The sequence below is a fragment of the Streptomyces sp. DSM 42067 genome (genome assembly GCF_055792885.1).
This window is the reverse complement of sequence record NZ_CM147706.1, coordinates 3,921,949-3,938,755: the sequence shown is the minus strand read 5'-3', so window position 1 is coordinate 3,938,755 and position 16,807 is coordinate 3,921,949. Positions and strand designations below refer to the sequence as shown.

The window sequence follows — 16,807 nt, the reverse complement described above, 5'->3', positions numbered from 1 at the left end:
GGCTGCCGATGCCAATACGTGCACTGCGGTGTGCGGCGCCTCCAAAGCCGGCCGTGTCGATAGTTGTTATCTCTAGCCCTACCCGCTTTAGCGACGTTGCCGCAAGTGCGTTATGTGGCGATATGCCCGATTCTGGGCTGTTGTTCGGGTGTCAGAGGGCGAGGTGAGGGCGTAGTGTTCAAGGGCGTCAATCAGCAGTGAACGACTGTCGGGAGAGAGACGGCATGGACCGCGGGACGGTCGGCAGTGCACATCGGGGCCGGCTTCTGGTCGAAGTCCGGGAAGAGGGACCGAGCGCCGTGGTGACACCGGCGGGTGAGCTGGATCACCACACCGCCGACCTGTTGCGCGAGCCCCTCGAAGGCTGCCTCGCCGACGGGTACACGCGTCTCGTGGTCGACTGTTCCCGGCTGGAATTCTGCGATTCCACCGGACTGAACGTGTTGCTCAGCGCACGACTCAAGGCGGACGCCCAGGGGGGCGGAGTCCATCTGGTGGGCATGCGCCCGGTGGTTGCGCGGGTATTCGAGATCACCGGAGCCGATGCGGTTTTCACGGTGCACGAGACCCTCGACGCGGCCCTGGCGGACTGAGTACGCCGACGACTCCAAGGCAAAGACTTCGGAAAGACCTCCGAATGGTTACGCCTCAGTTGTCTCTACGTGATCACTGCGTTACGAGTGTCACATGTCCCGTGTCGAATAAGTGGGTGTTCTCACGGTTCGGCCGGGCAGGAGACATCCTGAATCCGTCAACAGTCATCACAGCCAGTGCGTAGTGTCCTGCTGTTCGTCTCCGTTCCGTGTCCCCCTGAGCCCGAGTCGAGCCCAGTCCCAACGTCCTGCATCGTGAATCGGTGAATCGGTGAGGTGAAGCGCTGATGAGCACCACCCGGTCTTACTCGCCGGGCGACGGTGGCCCGGAGCCGGGCGCCGCCGCCGAAGGCGCTTCCGTGGTGCCCGACGGCGCTTCTGGGATGGCCTACAGCGCCTCCGGAGTGCCCGAAGGCGCCCGCTCCTCCGGCGGTGCCCCCGCCGAGCAGCACCCCGTCGGCCGCCGGTCGCGCAGGCTGAGCCTCAACGGCGCGAGCGGAATCGTCCCGCTCGCCCGCGACTTCACCCGCCAGGCGCTCTACGACTGGGGCTGGCTGCCCGCCGCGACCGCCGACCGGCGCGCGGCCGCCGAGGACGTACTGCTGGTCGTCTCGGAGCTCGTGACCAACGCGTGTCTGCATGCCGAGGGGCCCGAGAGTCTGTGGGTCGCCTGCGACAGCAAGGTGCTGCGCATCGAGGTCACCGACCGCGGCGCCGGCCACCCCGCCCCGCGCACCCCGCACCGCGCCGGACGGCCCGGCGGGCACGGCATGTTCATCGTCCAACGCCTCTGTCTGGACTGGGGAGTTGTACGGAACCCCGGGGTGGCGGGCAAGACCGTGTGGGCCGAACTCGGCGCCCCCGCATAACCTTCACCGTCCCCCACCATTTGTTACCCGCGGTTCGAACCCTTCTTCGTGCGCTCTGACGGACGCGCCGGATCTTCGGAGATCCGGCGCGTCCGTTGTCTTCCCTCCACAAGGTCCCAGGCGTACCTTGAGCGCCCAATCTGATGTGCCGTCAGTAACTTTTGCGGACCGCACGACACACGAACGCACGGAGGGACTGCGGCACGGTCACCGGCATGAGGGGAACTCGAGGTGTCGTACCGGACGTACCAGAAGCGAACGGCCGCGCTCGCGCTCGGCGCTGCCCTGGCCGGCTCGGCGGTGCTGATGGCCGCCCCCGCAGCCCACGCCGACGTCGTGGACGTCGACTACCAGTGCAAGACGCCGATCGGCGACAAGGGAGCCGTCTCGCCGATCGACATCAAGGCCGTCAAGAGCGGCAGCGGCTACAAGCTCACCATGTCCTTCCAGAAGGGCGTCTCGTCCAGCCCGGTGGAGCTGGGCAAGGGCGCGATGAACCCGAGTGCGGTCATCAAGCTGGGCGGTGCGGAGAGCGGCAGCGTTCCCGTGTCGGGTCCGCCCAACGCCAAGGCGATCCCAGCCAACACCCCCATCAAGATCAGTGACCTGTCGGGGACCTATACGCCGAAGAAAAGCGGCAAGGTCACGTTCACCGCGGGCGTGCTCACCATCAAGGCCCTCGGGACGACGACCACGTGCACCCCTGCCAACAACCCCAAGCCATCGCTGACCCTGGACGTCACGTCGGCGGGCGGCGGTACGACCCAGAGCGCTCCGGCGGGCGGTGAGGAACTGCCGCAGACCGGTCCTGAGGACTCCGCGATGGCGCTGGGGACGCTCGGCGGCACGGTGCTGCTTGCGGGGGCCGCGGGGGTGCTGTGGCTTACGCGCCGTAACCAGCCGGTGCGCTGACGGCTGGATCACTCCGTACTTCAGTACGCGACCCGTATGAGCCGAGCCGCACCTGTACGAGGACTGGGAGCCGCCGATGTCGCCGCCCTTGCCGCCGCGCGTACGACTGTTGTGGTCTGCGTCGTCCGTGCCGTTGGTCCTGCTGCTTGTTGTCGCAGCGGCGGCCCCGGTGCGGCCTGCCCACAACGGGATCCTGGCGGCCGCCGACAGCAGCACCGTGTGGTCCGTCGTGCCCTCCGCCGGTGGTGGGACCCGGCCGGCGAAAGGTGGGCGGCCGTACTTCTACGCCGAGGGTGTGCCCGGTGCTGTGCTCGAGGACACGGTGTCCGTCGTCAACCCCGGCGCGAAGGCGCTCACGGTGGAGCTGCGGGGCGCGGACGCGGACAACACCCGGGGCGGTGGCCTCTCGCTGCGCAAGCGGTCGACGGACGCGGGTGCGTGGATCACCTTCGCCGAGCGCAGGCTGAGGATCCCGCCGCACACACGGGCCGAAGTGCCGTTCACGGTGACCGTTCCGGGGGACGCGACGCCCGGCGACCATCCCGGTGCGATCGTCGCGAGCGGCGGCGGGCGCGACGCCGCGGTGCGGCTGCAACTGCGGGTCAGCGGGCCCACACTGGCGGCGCTCACCGTCGAGCGCGTGAGGGCCGAGGGCAAGCACATCTCGTACGACCTGGTGAACCGCGGCAACACCGTGCTGACGCCGAGGCTCACTGTCCGGGCCGACGGAGTCTTCGGCGAGGTCCTGCACCGCGGCCCCAGGACGCTGCCGGTCGAACTTCTGCCCGGCCGCCGGATCACGCTCACCGAACCGTGGCCGGACGCGCCGACCTTCGACGCGGTCGACATCAGCCTGACGGCCGCGGCGGCGGGCGGCGCCCGGGACACGGCCACGGCGTCGGCCCGCTTTGTGCCGTGGGGCGGGCTCGCCGGGGTGGCGGCCGGGCTGGCGGCTGCGGGAGCTGGCGCCTTCTGGTGGAGGCGACGCGTGGGAGGCCTGCGTGGCAGTCACGGCAGCAGGCCGGACGGTCGACCTCAACAGGCTGATAAGGAGAACGAGTTGACGGGAGCGGCGATGTGATCGGCTCAAATGAGCCCGTCCGGCGATTGAGGACCGGGGTCTGGGGCGGGGCCCTCACGTGGCGGAGCCGCATATGGATACAGCCGGGAAGGGGCGGGGTGGGGCAAAGCCCCGCAGGGCCCCGGTGCACCCGACCCACGCGTGCCCGCGCAGCGGGCCGGGGCCCAGTCCGAGCGGCCGCTCTCGCTGTGGCGGCGGCCCTCGCCCTCGTACTGCTTTCGGCAGGCATGCCCGCCTCCGCCGCCGACAAGCCCGCAGTGAAGCTCTCCAAGTCCGAGGCCGGCGCGGGCGGTTTCCTCACCGTGACCGGCAAAGGCTGGCGTCCGAACGCCCTGCTGATGCTGCTCATATGCGGTCGGTCCGCGCCCGGAAGGGGCGTGATCGGCGGCACCAACTCCTGTGCCAACGGCGACGGCCGCGCCGTCACGACAGACGGCGAGGGGGCGTTCAGCAAGAAACTGCCGGTCGCCGAGCCGCCGGAGCCGTGCCCGTGCGTCGTGCACGTCGCGACGGTCACCGGTGAGCAGGCCGCCGCGGACGCCGTACTGAGGGTCGCGGGCCACCCCGTCGCGCCGCTGCCGGAGCAGGACGGCGCGGGGAAGCTGTCGGTGCTCACGGACACCCGGCTCGAGGGGTCGAGCGGGCTCCTCACCTGGTTCGGTGCCCCGCCCGGCCGGGAGCTCGTCTTCACCGTCGGCAACGTCGGCTCCGCCCCCGTCAAGGACCCCGTCTTCCAGGTGGGCACCTCCCACGGCGTGTTCGCCCCGCAGTGGGAGGAACAGCAGTGGCGCGGCACCATCGCGCCCGGGAAGAAGGCCCAGGTCAAGCTGCCGGTCGAGCTGGCCGCCGGCGCCCACGGCGACTATCTGGTCTCGCTCAGGTTCGGCGGGAAGGTGCTCGCCGAACAGCCGTGGGGCGTGGGCCGCCCGTGGGGCGTCACGCTCTTCTGGATCCTGCTCTGCGTCGTCGTACCCGCCGCGGCGTTCCGCATCGGCATGGCGATCGTCGACCGGGTGCGCCCGCGGGGGCACGGAGGCAACGGGCGCCACCGGAGCGTACGACTGCCCGACGTCACCGTCCGGCTCCCCCGGCTGGGGCTGTCCCCGACGGCGACCGGCACCCCGGCGAAGCCGTCGCGCAGCGACGAGAACGCGCGCCCGGCCCGTACGACCACGACCCTGCCCTGGTTCACCCCGGACACCGATCCCGGGGCGCCGGCCGGTCGGCTCTCCGCACCGTCAGAGCTCTCCGCACCACCACAGAACAGCCCGACGACGAAGGGAAACACGTGAGCAGGCAACGGAGGGTCGGTCCGGTCCGCGGGGCCCCGGGGGCGCGGAGTCAGTGGATCCGGAGGGCCGCCGGCCCACGCAGAATCAGCGTGTGCGGTGTCGCCCTCATGCTGAGCGGTGCCGGCATCCTGCTGGCCGCCGCGCCGGCGCAGGCGGCCGAGGTCGCCTACAAGACCGAGTGCATCCCGCCCGCGATCTCCGGCATGGACCCCGTGCAGGGCACCACCAAGGTGGAGATCACCGCGCCGGCCGAGGCGAAGGTCGGGGACGAGGTCGAGGTGGTGTGGAAGTTCGTCCAGGCCGCATCGAAGAACCCCGATGTCCTCGACCTGGAGGAGAACACGGTCAAGCCGACCGGCACGCTCAAGGCGGGCGGCGCGCAGACCGCCGACATCGCGATGGAGGGGCCGCGCGAGAACCCGCCCATCCCCAAGAACAGCGACATGAAGCTGTCCGACATGAAGGGCAAGCTGAAGCTGACGGCGGCCGGAGAGGTCACGCTGACCCCGGACGCGTACAACATCAACGTCAGCAAGCCGATGTCGACGGACACGAAGTGCACGCCGCAGGAGCAGGTGAAGTCCGCGGCGACCATCAAGGTGACCGGTGGGGGCGGGAGTTCGGGCGGTACGACGGGTGGGCTCCCGACCGGTGTGCCCACGGGCCTGCCGACCGGTCTCCCCACGGGTCTGCCGACCGGTCTGCCGACCGGCCTCCCGACGGGCGGCACCAACGGCTCCTCCGGAGGCGACACCGGCGGCTCCGCCGGGGGCAGCGACAGCGGGGGCACGACAGGCGGGGACGACGGCGGCACCAGCGGTGGCGGTGGCGGGCAGACCGACTTCACGGGCAAGGAGGTGCAGATCCCGTACGAGTGCAAGACGCCGATCGGCGACAAGAGCGCGACGTCGCCCGTGCAGATCAACGCCAAGAAGGACGGCGGCGACTTCGGCCTCACGGTGCAGTTCAAGAAGTCCGTGATGGACAGTCCTGCGGACATCCCGGCGGACTCCGTGAAGCCGTCGATGGAGGTCGTGCTCGGCGGTGCCGACAAGGGCACGGTGCACGTCGAGGGCCCGACGAACAAGGAACCGATCAAGTCGGGCGACCCGATCAACATCCCCGACCTGACCGGCACCTACAAGCCGGGCGCCGACGGGAAGGCGACCCTGTCGCCGGGCGTGCTCACCGTGAAGGCGCTCGGCACGACGACGACCTGCACACCGGCCAAGACCGAGGTGTCGCTTGAACTCGACACCTCGGCCCAGCCGGGCGGTGCTTCTGGCGGCTCGGCCTCCGGCTCGGCGGGCGGTGGACTCGCAGAGACCGGGGCGGACGACGACGGTGCGCTGCGCGCGCTCGGGCTTGTCGCAGGCACCGTGATCCTGCTCGGCGGCGCCGTCTTCACGTTCCTGCCGCGCCGACGTGTGACCCACTGACCGTACGGCGCGCAGGTACGACCTCCCATCGCCCTTGCGGGACGACTGCCCACAGCCAGTACCACGCCAAAGGGCCGCCGCACCCAACGGTGCGGCGGCCCTTCGTACGAACCGTTCGAAGCGAACGCGCTACGTCACTTGACGTCGCCCATGAGCTCCTTGACCCGCTTGCGGTACATCCACAGCGCGATGCCGGCGAGCACGGCGAGCGCCGCCTGAAGGCCGACGATGCCGGTCTTGTTCAGGTCGACACCCGCGATGGACAGCAGACCGGTGGTGCAGTCGCCCGCGGTGACGGCGAGGAACCAGACACCCATCATCTGGGAGCCGTACTTGACCGGTGCCATCTTGGTGGTGATGGACAGACCCACCGGGGAGAGGCACAGCTCACCCACGGTCTGGACGAAGTAGATGGCGACCATCCACCACGCGGCGACCTTGGCGCCGTCCCCGGCCATGGTCAGCGGGATCAGGAAGACGAAGAACGAGACACCGATCAGGAACAGACCGGACGCGAACTTCACGACCGTGCTCGGCTCCTTGCCGCGCCGGTTCAGCGCCAGCCAGATCCAGGCGACCACCGGGGCCAGCGCCATGACGATGACCGGGTTGACCGACTGGTACCAGGAGACCGGGAAGTCGAAGCCCAGGATCACCGTGTTCGTCGAGGACTCGCCGAAGATCGCCAGGGTGGAACCGCCCTGGTCGTAGATCATCCAGAAGAGGGCCGCGGCCACGAAGAACCAGATGTAGCCGGAGACCTTCGACTGCTCGGCGGTGGTCAGCTCCTTGTCGCGCTTGATGCGCGCCAGGACCATGACCGGGATGATCAGGCCGGCGAGGGTGATCGGGACGAGCGCCCAGTTCAGGGTGTACGTGCCGGTGACGACGAGACCGCCGTAGACGACGACGGCGACGACCAGCCAGAAGAGGCCCTTGCGCAGCGTCGAGGCCTTCTCCGCGGCCGACAGCGGCTTCGGGACGACGCTGGAGGCCGGGTTCAGGTGGCGGGTGCCGATCAGGAACTGGGCCAGACCCAGCGCCATGCCGAGCGCGGCCAGCGCGAAGCCCAGGTGCCAGTTCACGTTCTCGCCGACGGTGCCGATGATCAGCGGCGCGGCGAAGGCACCGAGGTTGATGCCCACGTAGAAAAGCGTGAAGCCGCCGTCGCGGCGCGGGTCGTCCGGGCCTTCGTAGAGCTGGCCGACCATCGTGGAGATGTTGGCCTTCAGCAGACCGGAGCCCAGGGCGACGAGGCCCAGACCGGCGAAGAAGGTGCCGTCGGAGGGCAGGGCCAGCGTCAGGTGGCCCAGCATGATGACGCCGCCCGCGATCGCGACGGTCTTACGGGGACCCCAGACGCGGTCGCCGAACCAGCCGCCGGGCATGGCGAGCAGGTACACCAGCGACAGATAGACCGAGTAGATCGCGGTCGCCGTGGCCGGGCTCATGCCCATGCCGCCGGGTGCGATCAGGTACAGCGGGAGCAGCGCCCGCATGCCGTAGTAGGAGAAGCGCTCCCACATCTCGGTCAGGAAGAGTGTGGCCAGGCCGCGGGGGTGGCCGAAGAAGGTCTTCTCGGAGCCAGGGGTACTGGCCGAGTCCTTCGTCAGGCTGGACGCCATGGGTCGTTCCTTGTGGGTTCGGGACGCGGTGCCTGTAGAGGTGACGCGCCCGGTGGGGGGCGGCCGGCACCGGCATCGGGCCGTCCACCACCCAACGCCCAGGGGGGATTCGCTCGCTCCGGTCCGGAAGCGAGGGACGGTGACACCGGGATCCACGCCCTGGCGCATCGTCGCGCAGGGCCCGGCCAACAGGTCATTCCTTGTAAGGCTGGCAGCTGCCGGCCCGCACATGACGATGACCTTCGGCCCGCAATAGCGTGCCAAAGGTCATTCAGTAGTGCTACAGGCGTTCTGCCACAATAAAGCACGACACAGTGTGATATGAAGGCGACTGAGACGCGAATCACAGGCTGAGCGGGAACAGCAGCCCACTTTCGAAGGTCACTTCCAGTGTCTCACCCCACACCCGCAGGCCCGTCCCGATGGGCCGGGGGCGTGGCAGATCACACCCCGGACGTAGTCCGCCGCGGACTACCATCACCTCCATGACCCGTGTTCTGCTTGCCGAGGACGACTCGGCCATCTCGGAGCCGCTTGCTCGCGCCCTGCGCCGGGAGGGCTACGAGGTCGAGGTGCGCGAGGACGGTCCGACCGCGCTGGACGCCGGAGTGCAGGGCGGCGTCGACCTGGTCGTACTCGACCTCGGGCTGCCCGGCATGGACGGACTGGAGGTGGCCCGCCGACTGCGCGCCGAGGGGCTCACGGTGCCGATCCTCATCCTGACCGCGCGCGCCGACGAGGTGGACACCGTAGTCGGTCTCGACGCGGGCGCCGACGACTACGTCACCAAGCCCTTCCGCCTCGCCGAACTCCTCGCCCGTGTGCGGGCCCTGCTGCGTCGCGGGGCAGCCGAGCCCCAGCAGCCGCCCGCCACCCACGGTGTGCGTATCGACGTCGAGTCGCACCGCGCCTGGATGGGCGACGACGAGCTCCAGCTCACCGCCAAGGAGTTCGACCTGCTGCGCGTGCTGGTGCGCGACGCGGGCCGGGTCGTCACCCGCGACCAGCTGATGCGGGAGGTGTGGGACACCACCTGGTGGTCCTCGACCAAGACGCTCGACATGCACATCTCCTGGCTTCGTAAGAAGCTCGGCGACGATGCGGCGAACCCGCGCTACATCGCCACGGTCCGCGGTGTCGGCTTCCGCTTCGAGAAGTCCTGAGGGCTTCGGGAAGACCGCCCGCCCGGAGAGAACGGCCGACGTGCAGAGACGGACTGACGTGCAGACTACGAACGACGCCCGGACACCGTAATGCGCCGCCGGCTGATCAACTCCACGCTCGCCGTGGTGCTCATCGTCATCGCCGTGTTCGGGGTCTCCCTCGTCATCGTCGAGACCCGCACGATCAGCAGCAGCGCCCAGGACCGCGTGGAGTCCGAGGCCCTGCGGCTCGTCAGCATCGTCGACAGCCGGCTGATCAGCGACGAGAAGATCACGGCGGGCATACTGCGGGACCAGGTCCCCGCCGAGCGGTACGCGCTGATCGAGATCGAGGGGCGCCCGCCCGTCGAGGTCGGCGAGCGCCCCGTCGGCGAGGTCATCCAGTCCACGGCCACGGGCGAACAGGGCGAGAAGGTCACCGTCCAGGAGTCACGGTCCTCGGTCACCGAGGAGGTCGGCCGGACGCTCCTGATCATCGCCGGCGTCGCACTACTCGCCATCGTCGCCGCCGTGCTCCTCGCCGTACGCCAGGCGAACCGCCTCGCGTCCCCGCTGACCGACCTCGCCGAGACCGCGGAGCGGCTGGGATCCGGCGACCCCCGGCCGCGCAGCAAGCGTTACGGCGTCCAGGAGCTGGACCGGGTCGCCGATGTGCTGGACCGCTCCGCCGAGCGGATCGCGCGGATGCTCACCGCCGAGCGGCGTCTCGCCGCCGACGCCTCGCACCAGCTGCGCACACCCCTGACCGCGCTGTCCATGCGGCTCGAGGAGATCGCGGTCACCGAGGACCTGGAGACGGTCAAGGAAGAGGCGACGATCGCACTGACGCAGGTCGAGCGGCTCACGGACGTCGTCCAGCGGCTGCTCACCAACGCCCGGGACCCGCGCACCGGCTCCGCCGTCTCCTTCGACCTGGACGAGGTCATCAAGCAGCAGATCGAGGAGTGGCGGCCCGCCTACCGCAGCGCGGGCCGGGCCATCGTCAGCTCGGGCAAACGGCATCTGCAGGCGGTCGGCACGCCCGGCGCGGTCGCGCAGGTGCTGGCCGCGCTGATCGAGAACTCGCTGATGCACGGGGGCGGCACGGTCGCGCTGCGCACCCGGGTCACGGGCAACCAGACCGTCATCGAGGTCACCGACGAGGGCCCGGGTGTGCCGCCGGAACTGGGTGCGCGGATCTTCGAGCGGACCATCAGCGGCCGCAACTCCACGGGGATCGGGCTCGCCGTGGCGCGCGATCTGGCGGAGGCGGACGGCGGCCGCTTGGAGATGCTGCAGACGAAGCCGCCGGTGTTCGGACTCTTCCTGTCGCGTACGCCGCCGAAGAGGTCCGTGGCCGACGAGGCGGCGGCGCAGACGACCGTCAGATGACGGGCCGGGGACGAGCCGCGCCGGAGGTCACCTGACGCGCTGCCTGGGCCGTCGGCGTTCCGACTCGAGGATCGATTCGGCGCTCGCGACCGCCTCCCGGGCCGGAAGCGCCCGGAAAACCCAGGTCCGGTAGGACCAGAAGCGGAACAGCGTTGCGACGCCGATGCCGAGGAACTTGAAGATGTTGCTCTGCAGCGGGCTGTCCCAGCCGAAACCGTACGTCGCCACGTAGAGCACGCCGTTCTCGATCACCAGGCCGACGCCGCTGAACAGCAGAAAGAGCGTGAGCTCCTTGGTGCGGCCGCTCTTGTCGCGGTCCCGGTAGGTGAAATAACGGAAGCCGAGGTAGTTGAAGATGATCGCGACGATCGTGGCGATCACACTGGCCCGCACCACCTGAAGTCCGGTGAGGTGGCGCACCAGGTTGAACACACCCAGGTTGACGAGGATGCCCGCGCCGCCGACCGCGCCGAACTTGGCGATTTCGCGTACGAGGCGGTCGAAACGCTGACGTACGGCGCTTCGGGGCGCCGCATCAGCCCCCGGAGAACCAGCCTTGCCCATGGTGTGCCAGCCCCCGTCTCTTGGTTTCGTCAACCCGGCCATGCTATCCAGCGGCCCTCTCCGGCGCGCGTGGACGCAGGTAAGGCGTGGGTAAGGCGTGGTCTTTGTGTGATGAGCATGCAGAGACTCCGATGGGCATGCGCGGGCGTCCGGCGGTACCTGGCGGCGGATACCCTGGGGGCGTGACGTTCCCCGTAGTCGGCATGGTCGGCGGCGGTCAGCTCGCTCGTATGACGCACGAAGCAGGCATCCCGCTCGGCATAAGGTTCAAGCTCCTCAGTGACACCCCTCAGGACTCCGCGGCGCAGGTCGTCAGCGATGTCGTCGTCGGCGACTATCGCGACCTCGACACGCTGCGTGAGTTCGCGCGGGGCTGCGATGTGATCACCTTCGATCACGAACACGTACCCACCGAGCATCTACGGGCCCTGGAGGCGGACGGAATCCCCGTACGCCCGGGCCCCGACGCGCTCGTCCACGCCCAGGACAAGGGCGTGATGCGGGCGAAGCTCGACGCGATCGGCGTGCCGTGCCCGCGCCACCGGATCGTGAGCGATCCGGAGGACGTGGCCGCCTTCGCCGCCGAGGGCGACGGTTTCCCGGTGGTCCTCAAGACCGTGCGCGGCGGATACGACGGCAAGGGCGTGTGGGTCGTGGACTCCGTGGAGGAGGCCGCCGAGCCCTTCCGCGCCGGTGTGCCGGTCCTCGCCGAGGAGAAGGTCGACTTCGCCCGTGAGCTGGCCGCCAACGTCGTCCGCTCGCCGCACGGCCAGGCCGTCGCCTACCCCGTCGTCGAGTCGCGTCAGGTCGACGGCGTCTGCGACACGGTGATAGCACCGGCCCCCGACCTCGACGAAGAGCTGGCACTGCAGGCCGAGGAGCTCGCCCTGCGCGTCGCCAAGGAACTCGGCGTCGTCGGCCACCTCGCCGTCGAGTTGTTCGAGACCCGCGACGGCCGCATCCTCGTCAACGAACTGGCGATGCGCCCGCACAACTCCGGGCACTGGACCCAGGACGGCGCGATCACCTCCCAGTTCGCCAACCATGTGCGCGCCGTGCTCGACCTGCCGCTCGGCGACCCGCGCCCGCGCGCCAAGTGGACGGTGATGTGCAACGTCCTCGGCGGCGACTACCCGGACATGTATTCGGCGTATCTGCACTGCATGGCCCGTGACCCGCAGCTGAAGATCCACATGTACGGCAAGGACGTGAAGCCCGGCCGTAAGGTCGGCCACGTCAACACCTACGGCGACGACCTGGACGACGTGCTGGAGCGCGCCCGCCACGCCGCCGGCTATCTGCGAGGAACGATCACCGAGTGAGCACCTCTCCCGAATCCTCCGCCGCCCCGGTCGTCGGCATCGTCATGGGCTCCGACTCCGACTGGCCCGTCATGGAGGCCGCGGCCCAGGCCCTCGACGAGTTCGAGATCCCCTACGAGGTCGATGTCGTCTCCGCGCACCGCATGCCGCGCGAGATGATCGCGTACGGCGAGGAGGCCGCCGGACGCGGTCTGAAGGTGATCATCGCCGGTGCGGGCGGCGCCGCCCATCTGCCCGGCATGCTCGCCTCGGTCACCCCGCTGCCGGTCATCGGCGTCCCCGTGCCGCTGAAGTACCTGGACGGCATGGACTCCCTGCTCTCCATCGTGCAGATGCCGGCGGGCGTGCCGGTGGCCACCGTGTCGGTCGCCGGCGCACGCAACGCGGGGCTGCTCGCGGCCCGCATGCTCGCCGCCCACGACGAGGATCTCCTCGCCCGTATGCGGGAGTTCCAGCAGGAGCTGAACGACCAGGCCACCGAGAAGGGCAAGCGGCTGCGCGCGAAGGTCGAGGGCGCGGCGTCGTTCGGCTTCGCCTCGGGGAAGTGACGGCGTGACGACGTATCCGGACGAGGCCCGGGAACTGCTGGCCGAGTTCCCCGTCGTCGACGGGCACAACGACCTGCCCTGGGCCCTGCGCGAGCAGGTGCGCTACGACATCGACCAGCGCGACATCGCGACCGACCAGAGCGCACATCTGCACACCGACCTCGCCCGGCTGCGGGCCGGCGGGGTCGGCGCGCAGTTCTGGTCCGTGTACGTCCGCACCGATCTGGCCGGGGACGAGGCGGTGAGCGCCACGCTCGAACAGATCGACTGCGTCCAGCAGCTGATCACCCGCTACCCGGCCGATCTACGGCGCGCCCTGACGGCCGCCGACATGGAGGCCGCGCGCGACGAGGGCCGCATCGCCTCGCTGATGGGCGCCGAGGGCGGCCACTCCATCAACAACTCGCTGGCCACCCTGCGCGCCCTGTACGCCCTGGGCGTGCGCTACATGACGCTCACGCACAACGACAACATCGCGTGGGCGGACTCGGCGACCGACAAGCCGGGCGTCGGCGGCCTCTCGCCGTTCGGCCGTGGGGTCGTCCGCGAGATGAACCGCATCGGCATGCTCGTGGACCTGTCCCATGTGGCGGCCTCGACGATGCGCGACGCGCTGGACACCTCCACGGCGCCCGTGATCTTCTCCCATTCCTCCGCCCGGGCGGTCTGCGACCATCCGCGCAACATCCCGGACGACGTGCTGGAGAGGCTGCCGGGGAACGGGGGAGTGGCGATGGTCACCTTCGTCCCCAAGTTCGTCCTCCAGGCGGCGGTGGACTGGACGGCGGCGGCCGACGGGAACATGCGCGCGCATGGCTTCCACCCGCTCGACACCACGCCCGAGGCGATGAAGATCCACCGCGCCTTCGAGGAGGCCAACCCGCGCCCGATCGCCACCACCGCCACGGTCGCCGACCACCTCGACCACATGCGCGAGGTCGCCGGAATCAACCACATCGGCATCGGCGGCGACTACGACGGCACGGCATTCACCCCGGACGGCCTGAACGACGTCTCCGGCTACCCGAACCTGATCGCGGAACTCCTCTCCCGAGGCTGGTCCCGCGAGGACCTCTCCAAGCTGACGTGGCAGAACGCGGTACGGGTACTGGGCGCGGCAGAGGACGTGGCACGGGACCTGGGCTCCAGGACCGCACCGTCAAACGCAACGCTGCAGCAGCTGGACGGCTAGGCGTACCGCTGTAACCGCTGTGGGCGATCGTTCCGCAGGGCTGGGGGCACCTCCCAGCGGTAGCTGGGGGAGGTTGGGCAACAGCACCACGACGGCGGGTGCCGCGAACCAGTACCCCAGCCCGGCGGGCGGGCCTGGAGCGGCCCGAGGCGCTAAGCCGAGGGCCGCCCCATGGCCCTGAACGTCCACCCACCCTCACGCCAGCGCGCAGCGTCAAGCGCGTTACGCCCGTCCAACAACACCGGCTCCGTAGCCAAAGCCGCCAGCCCCGCAGGATCCAGCTCCCGGAACTCCCGCCACTCGGTGAGATGCAGCACCACATGCGCACCCTTCACCGCATCGGCCGCCGACCCCGCATACCCCAGCGTCGGAAAAAGCCGCTTGGCGTTCTCCATGCCCTTGGGGTCGTACACGGTGACCTGGCCGCCCTGCAGATGGATCTGCCCGGCGACGTTCAGCGCGGGCGAGTCCCGTACGTCGTCGGAGTCCGGCTTGAACGTGGCGCCGAGCACCGCGACCCGCTTCCCCAGGAAGCTGCCGCCGACCGCGTCGCGCGCCATCTCCACCATCTGTCCGCGGCGCCGCATGTTGATGGAGTCGATCTCGCGGAGGAAGGTGAGCGCCTGGTCCGCGCCCAGCTCGCCGGCGCGGGCCATGAAGGCGCGGATGTCCTTGGGCAGGCAGCCGCCGCCGAAGCCGATCCCGGCCCGCAGGAACTTCGGCCCGATCCGCTCGTCGTAGCCGATCGCCTCGGCCAGCTTCACGACGTCGCCGCCCGCAGGCTCGCACACCTCCGCCATGGCGTTGATGAACGAGATCTTGGTCGCGAGGAAGGAGTTGGCGGCGGTCTTCACCAGCTCCGCCGTCGGGAAGTCCGTCACCACGAACGGCGTGCCCTCCGTCACCGGCGTCGCGTACACCTCGCGCAGCAGCTTCTCCGCGCGTTCGCTGCGGACGCCGACCACGATCCGGTCCGGGTGCAGCGTGTCCTGGACGGCGAAGCCCTCCCGCAGGAACTCGGGGTTCCAGGCCAGCTCCACCTCGCTGCCCGCGGGCGCCAGCTCGGCGATGCGCGCCGCGAGCCGCTCGGCGTTGCCCACCGGCACGGTGGACTTGCCGACGACGAGTGTGGGCTTGTCGAGGTGCTTGGCGAGGGACTCCATCGCGGAGTCGACGTAACTCATGTCGCAGGCGTACTCGCCGTGCTTCTGCGGAGTGTTCACACAGACGAAGTGGACGTCGCCGAACTCCGCGACCTCCGACCACTCCGTGGTGAACCGCAGCCGCCCGCTCGACCCCTCGATCCCCGCGACATGCCTGCGCAGCAGCTCCTCGAGCCCCGGCTCGTACATCGGCGTACGGCCGGTCTCCAGCAGCGCGATCTTCTCGGGTACGACATCGAGCCCCAGGACCTCGAATCCGAGTTCGGCCATGGCCGCGGCGTGCGTGGCGCCGAGATAGCCGGTGCCGATCACGGTGATCTTGAGGGCCATACGGTGCTCCAGTGCTCCAGTCGAAAGCGGCTTCGGTGCCTGCCCGAGCATAGTCGGGCCCTGTCGGGCCCCTTCCCGTCATGCTTTCCGCTGTCGTCAACCTCACGTGCACGTCGCGCGAACGGCCCCCTAAGATTTGGGTTACTTAACGGTAATTAGCATGTGTGGAGGGTGAGAGACCTTGGCGGGAACGTCGGATTTCGATCTGTACCGGCCGTCGGAAGAGCACGACATGCTCCGGGAGACGGTGCGTTCGCTCGCCGAGGCGAAGATCGCCCCGTATGCGGCGGCGGTGGACGAGGAGGCGCGGTTCCCGCAGGAGGCGCTGGATGCGCTGGTGGCCTCGGAGCTGGCGGCGGTGCACGTGCCGGAGGAGTACGGGGGTGCGGGCGCGGACGCGCTGGCCACGGTGATCGTGATCGAGGAGGTCGCGCGGGTGTGCGCGTCCTCGTCGCTGATCCCGGCGGTGAACAAGCTCGGCTCGCTGCCGGTGATCCTGTCCGGCTCGGAGGAGCTGAAGAAGAAGTACCTGGGCCCGCTGGCCAAGGGTGACGCGATGTTCTCGTACTGCCTGTCGGAGCCGGACGCGGGCTCGGACGCGGCGGGCATGAAGACCAAGGCGGTCCGGGACGGCGACACCTACGTCCTCAACGGTGTGAAGCGGTGGATCACCAATGCGGGTGTGTCGGAGTACTACACGGTGATGGCCGTCACGGATCCGGAGAAGCGCTCGAAGGGCATCTCCGCGTTCGTGGTGGAGAAGTCCGACGAAGGTGTGTCGTTCGGTGCGCCGGAGAAGAAGCTGGGCATCAAGGGCTCGCCGACCCGTGAGGTGTACCTGGACAACGTGCGGATCCCGGCCGACCGGATGATCGGTGCGGAGGGTACCGGGTTCGCGACGGCGATGCGGACCCTGGACCACACGCGGATCACGATCGCCGCGCAGGCGCTGGGCATCGCGCAGGGTGCGCTGGACTATGCCAAGGGCTATGTCCAGGAGCGCAAGCAGTTCGGCAAGCCGATCGCGGACTTCCAGGGCATCCAGTTCATGCTGGCGGACATGGCGATGAAGATCGAGGCGGCCCGGCAGCTGACGTATGCGGCGGCGGCGAAGTCGGAGCGGGGCGATGGCGACCTGACGTTCCAGGGCGCGGCCGCGAAGTGCTTCGCCTCGGACGTGGCGATGGAGGTCACCACGGACGCGGTGCAGCTGCTTGGCGGGTACGGCTACACGCGTGACTACCCGGTCGAGCGGATGATGCGCGACGCGAAGATCACCCAGATCTACGAGGGCACCAACCAGGTCCAGCGCATCGTGATGGCCCGCAACCTGCCGTAGATAC

The 16,807-nt window shown here is 69.5% G+C and carries 15 protein-coding genes; 12 read left to right on the top strand and 3 right to left on the bottom strand.

The window, feature by feature from the left end; genetic code table 11:
• Nucleotides 1-224: 224 nt before the first annotated feature.
• From ACSMXV_RS18080 to ACSMXV_RS18055, 6 genes are all read left to right on the top strand, one after another.
• Entirely contained in the window at nt 225-593 is a 369-nt protein-coding gene (locus ACSMXV_RS18080) for an STAS domain-containing protein (RefSeq protein WP_473178605.1), read from the top strand.
• 287 nt (nt 594-880) lie between these two features.
• On the top strand, nt 881-1,462 hold the full coding sequence (locus ACSMXV_RS18075; protein ID WP_473178604.1) for an ATP-binding protein: 582 nt from the start codon (nt 881-883) through the stop codon (nt 1,460-1,462).
• Nucleotides 1,463-1,693: 231 nt separating this feature from the next.
• Nucleotides 1,694-2,374: an LPXTG cell wall anchor domain-containing protein gene (locus tag ACSMXV_RS18070; RefSeq protein ID WP_473178603.1), complete on the top strand. Its 681-nt coding sequence runs from the start codon at nt 1,694-1,696 to the stop codon at nt 2,372-2,374.
• 76 nt (nt 2,375-2,450) lie between these two features.
• Nucleotides 2,451-3,455: a COG1470 family protein gene (locus ACSMXV_RS18065; protein WP_473178602.1), complete on the top strand. Its 1,005-nt coding sequence runs from the start codon at nt 2,451-2,453 to the stop codon at nt 3,453-3,455.
• Nucleotides 3,456-3,682: 227 nt separating this feature from the next.
• Nucleotides 3,683-4,747 carry a hypothetical protein gene (locus ACSMXV_RS18060; RefSeq protein ID WP_473178601.1) on the top strand — a complete coding sequence of 355 codons (1,065 nt, stop codon included), beginning with the start codon at nt 3,683-3,685 and terminating at the stop codon, nt 4,745-4,747.
• A 107-nt stretch (nt 4,748-4,854) separates the two neighbouring features.
• Complete coding sequence (locus ACSMXV_RS18055; RefSeq protein ID WP_473178600.1) at nt 4,855-6,186, top strand: hypothetical protein; 1,332 nt, start codon at nt 4,855-4,857, stop codon at nt 6,184-6,186.
• 134 nt (nt 6,187-6,320) lie between these two features.
• Here ACSMXV_RS18055 and ACSMXV_RS18050 read toward each other — a convergent pair whose 3' ends face one another.
• Nucleotides 6,321-7,811 carry an oligopeptide:H+ symporter gene (locus tag ACSMXV_RS18050; RefSeq protein WP_473178599.1) on the bottom strand — a complete coding sequence of 497 codons (1,491 nt, stop codon included), beginning with the start codon at nt 7,809-7,811 and terminating at the stop codon, nt 6,321-6,323.
• A 485-nt stretch (nt 7,812-8,296) separates the two neighbouring features.
• Between ACSMXV_RS18050 and ACSMXV_RS18045 the strand changes: the two genes are divergently transcribed.
• A complete protein-coding gene (locus ACSMXV_RS18045; protein ID WP_181660844.1) occupies nt 8,297-8,974 on the top strand; it encodes a response regulator transcription factor in 678 nt (225 codons plus the stop codon).
• Nucleotides 8,975-9,064: 90 nt separating this feature from the next.
• Nucleotides 9,065-10,345, top strand: a complete 1,281-nt coding sequence (locus tag ACSMXV_RS18040; RefSeq protein ID WP_473178598.1) for an ATP-binding protein — start codon at nt 9,065-9,067, stop codon at nt 10,343-10,345.
• A gap of 27 nt (nt 10,346-10,372) precedes the next feature.
• On the opposite strand, the gene ACSMXV_RS18035 is transcribed toward ACSMXV_RS18040, so the two are convergent.
• Entirely contained in the window at nt 10,373-10,909 is a 537-nt protein-coding gene (locus ACSMXV_RS18035) for a GtrA family protein (protein ID WP_473178982.1), read from the bottom strand.
• A 182-nt stretch (nt 10,910-11,091) separates the two neighbouring features.
• On the opposite strand from ACSMXV_RS18035, the gene ACSMXV_RS18030 reads away from it, so the two are divergent.
• The 3 genes from ACSMXV_RS18030 to ACSMXV_RS18020 are packed head-to-tail and all read left to right on the top strand — an operon-like array spanning nt 11,092 to nt 13,971.
• Nucleotides 11,092-12,231 (top strand): 5-(carboxyamino)imidazole ribonucleotide synthase, encoded by a 1,140-nt coding sequence (locus ACSMXV_RS18030; RefSeq protein WP_473178597.1) that lies wholly within the window; start codon nt 11,092-11,094, stop codon nt 12,229-12,231.
• Nucleotides 12,232-12,275: 44 nt separating this feature from the next.
• Complete coding sequence (gene purE / locus ACSMXV_RS18025) at nt 12,276-12,779, top strand: 5-(carboxyamino)imidazole ribonucleotide mutase (protein WP_473178981.1); 504 nt, start codon at nt 12,276-12,278, stop codon at nt 12,777-12,779.
• 4 nt (nt 12,780-12,783) lie between these two features.
• Nucleotides 12,784-13,971 carry a dipeptidase gene (locus tag ACSMXV_RS18020; RefSeq protein ID WP_473178596.1) on the top strand — a complete coding sequence of 396 codons (1,188 nt, stop codon included), beginning with the start codon at nt 12,784-12,786 and terminating at the stop codon, nt 13,969-13,971.
• Between the two features lie 152 nt (nt 13,972-14,123).
• Here ACSMXV_RS18020 and ACSMXV_RS18015 read toward each other — a convergent pair whose 3' ends face one another.
• On the bottom strand, nt 14,124-15,464 hold the full coding sequence (locus ACSMXV_RS18015; RefSeq protein ID WP_473178595.1) for a UDP-glucose dehydrogenase family protein: 1,341 nt from the start codon (nt 15,462-15,464) through the stop codon (nt 14,124-14,126).
• 181 nt (nt 15,465-15,645) lie between these two features.
• Here ACSMXV_RS18015 and ACSMXV_RS18010 point away from each other — a divergent pair, with 181 nt between their 5' ends.
• Entirely contained in the window at nt 15,646-16,803 is a 1,158-nt protein-coding gene (locus ACSMXV_RS18010; protein ID WP_473178594.1) for an acyl-CoA dehydrogenase, read from the top strand.
• Nucleotides 16,804-16,807 lie beyond the last annotated feature (4 nt).